The organism is Synechococcus sp. Minos11 (genome assembly GCF_014279855.1).
GTDB lineage: Bacteria > Cyanobacteriota > Cyanobacteriia > PCC-6307 > Cyanobiaceae > RCC307.
In genome coordinates, this window is record NZ_CP047953.1 from 1,883,785 (window position 1) to 1,892,834 (window position 9,050).

The 9,050-nt window shown below is 62.6% G+C and carries 16 protein-coding genes; all 16 read left to right on the plus strand.

The features are described 5' to 3' along the window. The first annotated feature begins 11 nt into the window (after positions 1-11). The 16 genes from rpsH to rpmE all read left to right on the plus strand — a co-directional run bounded on the left by rpsH (position 12) and on the right by rpmE (position 9,027). Positions 12-413, plus strand: coding sequence for a 30S ribosomal protein S8 (gene rpsH, locus SynMINOS11_RS10695; protein WP_011936543.1), 402 nt, complete (start codon positions 12-14; stop codon positions 411-413). 15 nt (positions 414-428) lie between these two features. After that, a complete protein-coding gene (rplF, locus tag SynMINOS11_RS10700) occupies positions 429-968 on the plus strand; it encodes a 50S ribosomal protein L6 (RefSeq protein WP_186548450.1) in 540 nt (179 codons plus the stop codon). Between the two features lie 30 nt (positions 969-998). After that, positions 999-1,361 (plus strand): 50S ribosomal protein L18, encoded by a 363-nt coding sequence (rplR, locus tag SynMINOS11_RS10705; protein ID WP_011936545.1) that lies wholly within the window; start codon positions 999-1,001, stop codon positions 1,359-1,361. 12 nt (positions 1,362-1,373) lie between these two features. Then, positions 1,374-2,030 (plus strand): 30S ribosomal protein S5, encoded by a 657-nt coding sequence (rpsE, locus tag SynMINOS11_RS10710; RefSeq protein ID WP_011936546.1) that lies wholly within the window; start codon positions 1,374-1,376, stop codon positions 2,028-2,030. Between the two features lie 8 nt (positions 2,031-2,038). Then, on the plus strand, positions 2,039-2,491 hold the full coding sequence (gene rplO / locus SynMINOS11_RS10715; RefSeq protein WP_011936547.1) for a 50S ribosomal protein L15: 453 nt from the start codon (positions 2,039-2,041) through the stop codon (positions 2,489-2,491). Positions 2,492-2,522: 31 nt separating this feature from the next. Next, positions 2,523-3,842: a preprotein translocase subunit SecY gene (gene secY / locus SynMINOS11_RS10720; protein ID WP_011936548.1), complete on the plus strand. Its 1,320-nt coding sequence runs from the start codon at positions 2,523-2,525 to the stop codon at positions 3,840-3,842. Next, positions 3,839-4,387, plus strand: coding sequence for an adenylate kinase (locus SynMINOS11_RS10725; RefSeq protein ID WP_186548452.1), 549 nt, complete (start codon positions 3,839-3,841; stop codon positions 4,385-4,387). Before secY ends, SynMINOS11_RS10725 begins: the two co-directional genes overlap by 4 nt. 44 nt (positions 4,388-4,431) lie before the next feature. Beyond that, entirely contained in the window at positions 4,432-4,545 is a 114-nt protein-coding gene (rpmJ, locus tag SynMINOS11_RS10730) for a 50S ribosomal protein L36 (protein WP_011936550.1), read from the plus strand. 99 nt (positions 4,546-4,644) lie between these two features. Further along, entirely contained in the window at positions 4,645-5,010 is a 366-nt protein-coding gene (gene rpsM, locus SynMINOS11_RS10735) for a 30S ribosomal protein S13 (protein ID WP_011936551.1), read from the plus strand. Positions 5,011-5,118: 108 nt separating this feature from the next. Next, positions 5,119-5,508 carry a 30S ribosomal protein S11 gene (gene rpsK, locus SynMINOS11_RS10740; protein WP_011936552.1) on the plus strand — a complete coding sequence of 130 codons (390 nt, stop codon included), beginning with the start codon at positions 5,119-5,121 and terminating at the stop codon, positions 5,506-5,508. A 54-nt stretch (positions 5,509-5,562) separates the two neighbouring features. Then, positions 5,563-6,501 (plus strand): DNA-directed RNA polymerase subunit alpha, encoded by a 939-nt coding sequence (locus SynMINOS11_RS10745; RefSeq protein ID WP_186548454.1) that lies wholly within the window; start codon positions 5,563-5,565, stop codon positions 6,499-6,501. Between the two features lie 31 nt (positions 6,502-6,532). Then, complete coding sequence (rplQ, locus tag SynMINOS11_RS10750) at positions 6,533-6,883, plus strand: 50S ribosomal protein L17 (RefSeq protein ID WP_011936554.1); 351 nt, start codon at positions 6,533-6,535, stop codon at positions 6,881-6,883. An 11-nt stretch (positions 6,884-6,894) separates the two neighbouring features. Beyond that, positions 6,895-7,770 (plus strand): tRNA pseudouridine(38-40) synthase TruA, encoded by an 876-nt coding sequence (gene truA / locus SynMINOS11_RS10755; protein ID WP_186548456.1) that lies wholly within the window; start codon positions 6,895-6,897, stop codon positions 7,768-7,770. Positions 7,771-7,883: 113 nt separating this feature from the next. Next, entirely contained in the window at positions 7,884-8,336 is a 453-nt protein-coding gene (gene rplM, locus SynMINOS11_RS10760; RefSeq protein ID WP_011936556.1) for a 50S ribosomal protein L13, read from the plus strand. Further along, positions 8,333-8,740, plus strand: coding sequence for a 30S ribosomal protein S9 (gene rpsI, locus SynMINOS11_RS10765; protein WP_186548458.1), 408 nt, complete (start codon positions 8,333-8,335; stop codon positions 8,738-8,740). The genes rplM and rpsI overlap by 4 nt, the downstream gene beginning before the upstream one ends. An 8-nt stretch (positions 8,741-8,748) precedes the next feature. Beyond that, positions 8,749-9,027 (plus strand): 50S ribosomal protein L31, encoded by a 279-nt coding sequence (rpmE, locus tag SynMINOS11_RS10770; protein ID WP_186548460.1) that lies wholly within the window; start codon positions 8,749-8,751, stop codon positions 9,025-9,027. Positions 9,028-9,050 lie beyond the last annotated feature (23 nt).

Sequence of the window (9,050 nt, forward strand, 5' to 3'; positions counted from 1 at the left end):
CGGACACCGTTATGGCCAACACAGACCCGATTTCCGACATGCTCACCCGCATCCGCAATGCGTGTGAGAAACGTCACCAAACCACCAACATCCCGCTTTCCCGGATGAACCGCAGCATCGCCAAGGTGCTGGAGCAGGAAGGCTTCATCGATCAGTTCTCCGAGGCTGGCGAGGGGGTTCAAAAGCACCTGGTGCTGTCGCTCAAGTACAGCGGCAAGCAAAAGGTGCCCACCATCCGTTCCGTGCAACGGGTGAGCAAGCCTGGCTTGCGCATCTACACCAACCGCCGCGACCTGCCCAAGGTGCTCGGCGGCCTCGGAGTCGCCATCATCTCCACCTCCAAAGGTGTGATGAGCGACCGCGACGCCCGCAAAGAAGGCGTGGGCGGCGAAGTGCTCTGCTACGTCTACTGATCGGAGGTCAGAACCATGTCACGCATCGGCAAAAATCCGGTCCCCATCCCCGAGAAGGTCTCGGTGGAGATCAGCGGTCTGACCGTCAAGGTCAAGGGCCCCAAAGGTGAACTCGAGCGAGTGCTCCCCGACGGTGTCAGCGTCAGCCAGGCCGACAACGCCGTCACCGTTAGCCCCAACGACACCAGCCGCCGTTCCCGTGAGCGCCACGGCCTGTGCCGCACCCTGGTGGCCAACATGGTCGAAGGGGTCTCCAAGGGTTTCAGTAAAAAGCTGGAGATCATTGGCGTGGGTTACCGCGCCCAGGTCAAGGGCAAGAAGCTGGTGGTGAGCGCCGGCTACAGCCATCCCGTTGAGATGGATGCCCCCGAAGGCGTCACCTTTGCGGTAGAGAACAACACCTTGGTCACCGTGAGCGGGGCCGACAAGGAGTTGGTGGGCAATGAAGCCGCCAAGGTGCGCGGCATCCGTCCGCCCGAGCCCTACAAGGGCAAAGGGATCAAGTACCAGGGGGAACGCATCCTCCGCAAGGCCGGAAAGACCGGCAAGAAATAAGGCCGCCCTTCAGCCCACCGCTATTCCGCTATGTCCACTCCACGCAAGGAACAAACCCAGAAGCGCCACCGGCGCCTGCGCCGTCACCTCGAGGGCACACCCGAGCGTCCACGCTTGGCTGTGTATCGCTCCAACGAGCACATCTACGCCCAGGTCATCGACGATGCCGCCCAGCACACCCTGGCGGCAGCTTCCAGCCTCGATAAAGACCTGCGCACCAGCCTCAACAATGGTGCCAACTGCGATGCTTCAACCGCAGTCGGTCAGTTGGTCGCCAAGCGCGCCATCGCCAAAGGCATCCAACAGGTGGTCTTCGACCGCGGCGGCAACCTGTACCACGGTCGGGTCAAGGCCCTGGCCGAAGCTGCCCGGGAAGCGGGCCTGCAGTTCTGATCCCGAGCAACCATGACTCAAGCAACTAACCAGACTCCCGGCCAGGACGTCCCAGGCGCCGCCGATGTTCCAGCCGCTGCTGAAGGGCAGGGCCAAGGCCAAGGTGAACGCCGTGGTGGCGGTGGTGGCCGCGGCGGTGATCGCCGTGGTCGTGGAGACCGTCGCGGCCGCGGTCGCGACGAGCGTGACTCCGAGTGGCAGGAACGCGTGATTCAGATCCGCCGGGTTTCCAAGACCGTCAAAGGCGGCAAGAAGATGAGCTTCCGGGCCATCGTTGTCGTTGGCAACGAAAAGGGCCAAGTCGGCGTCGGCGTCGGCAAAGCCGGTGATGTCATCGGTGCGGTCAAAAAGGGGGTTGCCGATGGCAAAAAGCACCTGGTCAAGGTGCCCCTAACCCGCTCCAACTCCATCCCCACCATCAGCACCGGCCGCGATGGCGCTGCCAGCGTGCTGATGCGCCCAGCTGCCCCCGGTACCGGGGTGATTGCCGGCGGTTCGATCCGCACAGTCCTTGAGCTGGCTGGCATCAAGAATGTCCTGGCCAAGCGCCTGGGCAGTAAAACTCCCCTGAACAACGCTCGGGCTGCCATGGTGGCCCTGCGGGACCTGCGCACCCACCAGGACACCGCCAAGGAACGGGGTATCACCCTCGAGCAGATCTACTCCTGAGCCCTGTCATGAGCCTCACCCTGCAATCCCTCAAGCCCCAGAAGGGGGCCCGTCGTCGCAAGATGCGCAAGGGCCGCGGCATCGCCGCTGGCCAAGGCGCCAGCTGCGGCTTCGGCATGCGCGGTCAGAAGTCCCGCTCTGGCCGTCCCACCCGGCCTGGCTTTGAAGGCGGTCAGATGCCTTTGTATCGCCGCGTTCCCAAGCTGAAGCACTTCACCTTGGTGAACCCCAAGCGCTTCACCGTCGTGAACGTGGGCGAACTTGCCGAGCTCAAAGCCGGCACGGTCGTCACCCGCGATTCACTGACTGAAGCTGGCATCCTCACTTCTCCAAAGCATGCGCTTAAGGTGCTTGGCGATGGGGAGCTGAAGGTGAAGCTCACCGTTCATGCTGCGGCGTTCACCGCCTCGGCCCGCGAGAAGATCGAAGCCGCCGGCGGCAGCTGCGAACTGATCGACTGATCCCCCCGGTCCACTTTCAACTTCGCGAGTCATGCTTGTCAGTCGGGGGCGCACCCCAAGCGCCGGCGAAGTCGTCACGCAACTGTTTCAAGCCAAAGGGCTCAGGGATCGTGTTCTCACGACCCTGGGCCTCTTGGTGTTGGTGAGGCTCGGCATCTACATCCCCATTCCAGGGATTGACCGCGAAGCCTTCCAACAATTCATTCAGCAAGGCGGCCAGCTGATTGGCTTCCTCGACATCTTTACCGGCGGCGGCATCTCGGCCTTGGGCATCTTTGCCCTTGGGATCCTGCCGTTCATTAACGCCTCGATCATCCTGCAGCTGCTGACTGCAGCCCTCCCGAGCCTGGAGGATCTCCAGAAAAACGAGGGAGAAGCGGGGCGTCGCAAGATCGCCCAAATCACCCGCTATGTCGCCCTGGGCTGGGGTGTGCTGCAGAGCATCGTCTTCGCGATGATCCTGCGCCCTTACGCCTTGGAATCGGTCCCCCAGGTGGTGTTTGTGGCCCAAACCGCCTTGGCCCTGGTGACCGGTTCGATGGTGGTGATGTGGATCTCAGAGGTGATCACCGAACGGGGCATTGGCCAAGGCGCCTCCCTGGTGATCTTTTTGAACATCGTGGCGACCTTGCCGCGAGCCCTGGGCTCCACAGTCGAATTGGCCCAGAGCGGCGATCGCGGCACCATTGCCGGCATCATCGTGCTGGTGCTCGTTTTCCTGATCACGATCCTGGGGATCGTTTGCGTGCAGGAAGGCAGTCGTCGCATCCCGATTGTGAGCGCCAAACGCCAGGTGGGCGCTGGAGCAATGCTGCCTGAGCGACAAAGCTATTTGCCCTTGAAGCTCAATGCCGGGGGCGTGATGCCGATCATCTTTGCCTCGGCGGTGATCTTCCTGCCCCTCACCATTGCCAACCTCACCAAGAGTGAGCTCCTGGTCAGGGTGGCTGGTTACCTCAACCCCAACAGCAGCACCCCGTGGCTCTATGCCCTGGTGTTTTTTGGCTTGATCTGCGGGTTCTCGTTCTTCTACGCCACCTTGACGATCAACCCCCAGGACATCGCCTCCAACCTCAAAAAAGGTGGCGTCGCGGTGCCCGGAGTCAGGCCAGGCACGGCGACGGCGAAATACCTCGGCGGTGTGCAAAACAGGCTCACCCTGCTCGGTGGCATCTTTTTGGGCGCCGTCGCCATCATTCCGGCTGCCGTAGAAGGGGCCACCAACGTCAAGACCTTCCAGGGTCTTGGTGCCACCTCTCTGCTGATCCTGGTGGGCGTTGCCATTGACACCGCCAAGCAGGTTCAGACCTATGTGATCTCCCAGCGTTACGAAGGAATGGTGCGTCAATGAGTCATCGACTGCTGTTTGTCGGCCCACCTGGTGCCGGCAAAGGAACCCAAGCAGAACGCCTGGCCGCGAACCATGGGCTGCTTCATCTCTCCACAGGCGACCTGCTGCGCGCAGAAGTCAAAGCGGGGAGCGAATTGGGCAAAGAAGCCGAAGCGGTGATGAACCGCGGTGAACTGGTGAGCGATGCGCTGGTGCTGGCGATCGTGCGCTCGCGCTTGCAAAGCCACAGCGGCGGCTGGCTCCTGGATGGCTTCCCCCGCAACCTGGCCCAGGCCGAAGCCCTCGATGCCCTGCTGAGCGAGCTCAACCAACCGCTGCAAAGCGTGCTGTTGATGGAGCTGGACGACGACGAGCTCGTGCAACGTTTGCTGGCCCGTGGCCGCGCCGATGACAACGAAGAGGTGATTCGCCATCGGCTCAGCGTTTACCGGGAGCAAACCGCGCCTTTGATTAACCACTACGAGCAGCGGGGACAGCTCAAAAGGGTGGTCAGCACTGGCACGATCGAAGCCGTCGCCGGGCAGATCACAGCGGCCTTGGCTTAAGGCGCCGTGATAAGTTGTTTGTTTGTCAATAGGAGAGCCCACCCATGAAGGTGCGCGCCTCAGTGAAGCGCATGTGCGACAAGTGCCGGGTGATTCGTCGCCACGGCCGCGTCATGGTCATCTGCGCCAACCCAAAGCACAAGCAACGCCAGGGCTGAGCCGACTTCGGTTCTGATCTTGGCGGGCACATTCGTGCCCTGCAACCTCATTTCCGGTGAAGTTTCTCTTCACCACTCGTCCCAACAACCTTTCCCTCAGTGGCTCGGATTTCCGGTGTTGATATCCCCCGCGAAAAGCGTGTGGAGATCGCACTCACCTACATCTATGGCGTCGGCCTGACCCGTTCCCAAAAGATTCTTGCCTCCACAGGCGTGAGTCCCGACACCCGCGTCAAGGACCTCAGCGACGCTGATGTTCAGAAACTGCGGGCGGCCGCTGAAACCTTCACCCTCGAAGGGGACCTGCGCCGTCAGGAAGGCATGGCCATGAAGCGCCTGCAAGACATCGGCTGCCTGCGTGGTCGCCGTCACCGCATGGGCTTGCCCGTGCGCGGACAGCGCACCCGCACCAATGCCCGCACCCGTCGCGGCGCCCGTAAGACCGTGGCCGGCAAGAAGAAGTAAGTCCTGACTTGCCTTCCCTCTGCTTTGCCGCTGGCCATCGCCGGCGTCACCAAGGCAGACCCCCATTCCGTTCTTTGATCACCTCGCTGCACCTGCGGCACCTTCTCCATGGCGAAGACAGCAAAAAAAGGGCCCAAAAAGGCCAAACGCAACGTCCCCAACGGCGTTGCTCACATCCAGAGCACCTTCAACAACACCATCGTCTCGATCACCGACACCGCCGGTGAAGTCATCGCTTGGTCTTCCGCTGGTGCCAGTGGCTTCAAAGGCGCTCGCAAGGGCACTCCATTTGCCGCCCAAACCGCTGCTGAAGCAGCAGCCCGCCGCGCGCTCGAGCAGGGCATGCGTCAGATCGAAGTTCTGGTCCGTGGTCCTGGCTCCGGCCGGGAAACCGCCATCCGCGCTCTGCAGGTGGCCGGCCTGGAAATCACTTTGATCCGCGATGTGACCCCCCTGCCCCACAACGGCTGTCGTCGCGCCAAGCGGCGCCGCGTCTGATCGCCTCTTTCACCTTCCGCCTTCGGGCTTCTTCCCTTTACAGCTCTTCCGGCCGTGCTGCAGTACCAAATTGACCGCGTCGACTATCAGATCGCTGACGATCAGTCCCAGTCAGGCGTTTTCGTCATCGGCCCTCTCGATCGAGGCCAGGCCACCACTCTTGGCACCGCCCTTCGGCGCGTCCTGATGAGTGGCCTTGAGGGCACCGCCGTCACGGCTGTCCGCATCGCTGGCGTCAACCATGAGTACGCCACCGTTCCCGGCGTGCGTGAAGACGTCCTCGACATCCTGCTGAACTGCAAAGAACTGGTTCTCAGCAGCCGCTCCCGCGACACCGAAATTGGCCGCCTCGTGGTCAATGGCCCCGCCTCGGTAACCGCTGGCGATCTGCAGTTCTCCTCCCAGGTGTCGGTGGTCAACGCCGACTGCCCCATCGCCACCGTGGCCGATGGACATGCCCTGGAACTCGAAGTCCATGTGGAGCGTGGCGTGGGCTACCGCCCCGTCGAGCGCACCAGCGAAGATGCTGCCGCCCTTGATTTGCTCCAAATCGACGCGGTGTTCATGCCCGTGCGTCGCGTGAACTTCACCGTGGATGAAACCGCTGTGGGTGAAGGCGGCTCCGCCCGTGAGCGTCTGCGCCTGGAGATCAACACCAACGGCTCCATCACCCCCGATGATGCCCTGGCTTATGCGGCCAACCAGCTGATCGCTCTGTTCCAGCCTCTGGCCACAGTGACCTTGGCGGAAGAGCCCGGCCAGGAACCAGAGCCCAGCGCTGAGAGCCAGATCCCCCTGGAAGAGCTCAACCTCTCGGTGCGGGCTTACAACTGCCTCAAGCGGGCCCAGTTCAACTCCGTTTCGGATCTGATGGGCTTCAGCTACGAGGATCTGCTGGAGATCAAAAACTTCGGTGCCAAGTCGGCGGATGAAGTGATCGAAGCGCTTGAGCGCATCGGCATCTCCTTGCCCCAGAGCCGCACCACCGCCTGACGGCCTCCATCCCCACACCTCCTTTCGACCCATGCGCCACCAGTGCCGAGTCCCCCAGCTGGGACGTCCCGCCGACCAACGCAAGGCCATGCTCCGTGGCCTTACCACCCAGCTCATCCGCGAAGGCCGGGTGACCACCACCAAGGCCCGTGCCAAAGCACTCCGCGATGAAACTGAGCGGATGATCAGCTTGGCCAAGGACGGCAGCCTGGCCGCCCGCCGCCGGGCCCTGGGCTACATCTACGACAAGCAGCTGGTGCATGCCCTGTTTGACAAAGCCAGCGAACGCTACGGCGACCGCAACGGTGGCTACACCCGCATCATTCGCACAGTCCCCCGCCGCGGTGACAACGCCGAAATGGCCATCATCGAGCTGGTCTGAGCTTCAGCCCAATGACCGGCCAGCGCATCGCCCTCTGTCTGCAATACGACGGGGGGCCTTTTTGTGGCTGGCAGCGGCAGCCCCAGCACCGCAGTGTTCAACAGAGCCTCGATGAAGCGATTGAGGCCCTCGACCCGCTCCCCGCTGGCATTGCAGCCAAACTGAGTCGCACCATTGCCGCCGGCCGCACCGACACCGGCGTCCATGCCGCCGCCCAGGTGGTGCACTTTGATTGCCATGGCCCCATCCCAGCGGCCCGCTGGGCCCCAGCCCTCAATGGGCGGCTGCCCGGCAGCATGCGGGTGAGGGCCAGTGCAGCCGTGGCAGCCGATTGGCATGCCTGCTTCAGCGCCACATACCGGCGCTACCGCTACTGCATCTACAACGCGCGGCGGCCGAATCTGTTTTTGTCCCCCTTCAGCTGGCACCGCTACCAATGGCGCCTGCAAGACCACTTGATGCAGGAGCTGCTGCAGGAGCTACTCGGACACCACGACTTTTCGGCCTTTCAGCGGGCGGGCAGCCAGCGTGCCCACGCCCGCACCACCGTCCAGGAGGTGAGCCTGCAGCGGGAAGGCGACATCCTCACGCTGGAGATCCAAGCGAGTGGATTTCTCTACGGCATGGTGCGATTGCTGGTGGGGCAACTGGTGGCCGCTGGAGAGGGCCGCATCAGCCCTGAGCAATTCCGCCAACGCTGGCGTGAGCAACGCCGTGACGAGGTCAAAGAAGCCGCTCCACCACAGGGACTTTGCCTACTGCGTGTGGGCTACCCAGAGCCCGTGTTCCCAAGGGGTGCGTGGTACGATTGCCTACCGCGGTATCGGCTGGAGACTTCCGATCCGCCCCCTGAGATCACCAGCAATCCGACAGGCGAAGTTCTCTGAACTAGCTTCGGAATTGGTGGAGATTTCAGACTTTTTGATCTGGATTCCAGCTCCAGCCAAGTCCAGTCCCTGCACACGCAGGGCCCGTCCCGTGATTCCGGCCTGCCGGCGCGATGAACAAAACAGTCGTCCCCTCTCTCAATACCGTTGAACGCCACTGGTACGTGGTGGATGCGGAAAACCAGTGCCTCGGTCGCCTCGCGACTGAAGTGGCCTCGGTTCTGCGCGGCAAGAACAAGCCGACCTACACCCCTCACCTGGACACGGGTGACTTTGTGGTGGTGATCAACGCCGACAAGGTGAAAGTCACCGGCAACAAGGCCAGCGACAAGCTCTACCGCCGTCACTCCGGGCGCCCGGGCGGGATGAAGGTGGAAACCTTCGCCGCCCTGCAACAGCGCATTCCTGAGCGCATCGTGGAGAAGGCCATCAAGGGCATGCTTCCCCACAACGCCCTCGGTCGGCAGTTGTTCCGCAAGCTGAAGGTTTACAAGGGTGCCGAGCACCCCCATGGCGCCCAGCAGCCCCAGCCTTACCAGCTCAACCCCTCCGCCAGCATCAAATGACCAGCAGCAGCAAGCGCGTCGTCTACTGGGGCACCGGTCGTCGTAAGACCTCCGTGGCACGGGTTCGTGTGGTTCCTGGTGATGGCACGATCACCATCAATGACCGCCCTGGCGATAACTACCTGAACTACAACCCCAGCTACCTCAACGCGGTGCGTGCACCGCTCGACACCCTGGGGCTCTCCAAGGAGTACGACATCCTTGTGAATGTCAGGGGTGGCGGGCTCACCGGCCAGGCCGATGCCATCAAGCAAGGTGCGGCACGCGCCCTGTGTGAGCTGTCCCCCGACAACCGCAAACCGCTCAAGAGCGAAGGTCACCTGAGCCGCGACCCTCGCGCCAAGGAACGCCGTAAGTACGGCCTCAAGAAAGCTCGTAAAGCTCCTCAGTTCTCCAAGCGCTGATTTTCGTCATGGCCAAGCCCGACATTCACCCCACCTGGTATCCCGACGCCAAGGTGATCTGCAATGGAGAAGTGGTCATGACCACTGGCTCCACTACCCCCGAGCTGCACGTCGATGTGTGGAGCGGCAACCACCCCTTCTTCACGGGTACCCAGAAGATCCTCGACACCGAGGGCCGCGTGGACCGCTTCATGCGCAAGTACGGCATGGGCAGTGCCAATCCCGACGCCGATGCACCCGCGCCCAAGAAGGCCGCCAAGAAATCCGACGCCGAAGCCGACAGCTGAACTACGCAGCTGCAATGACGTCT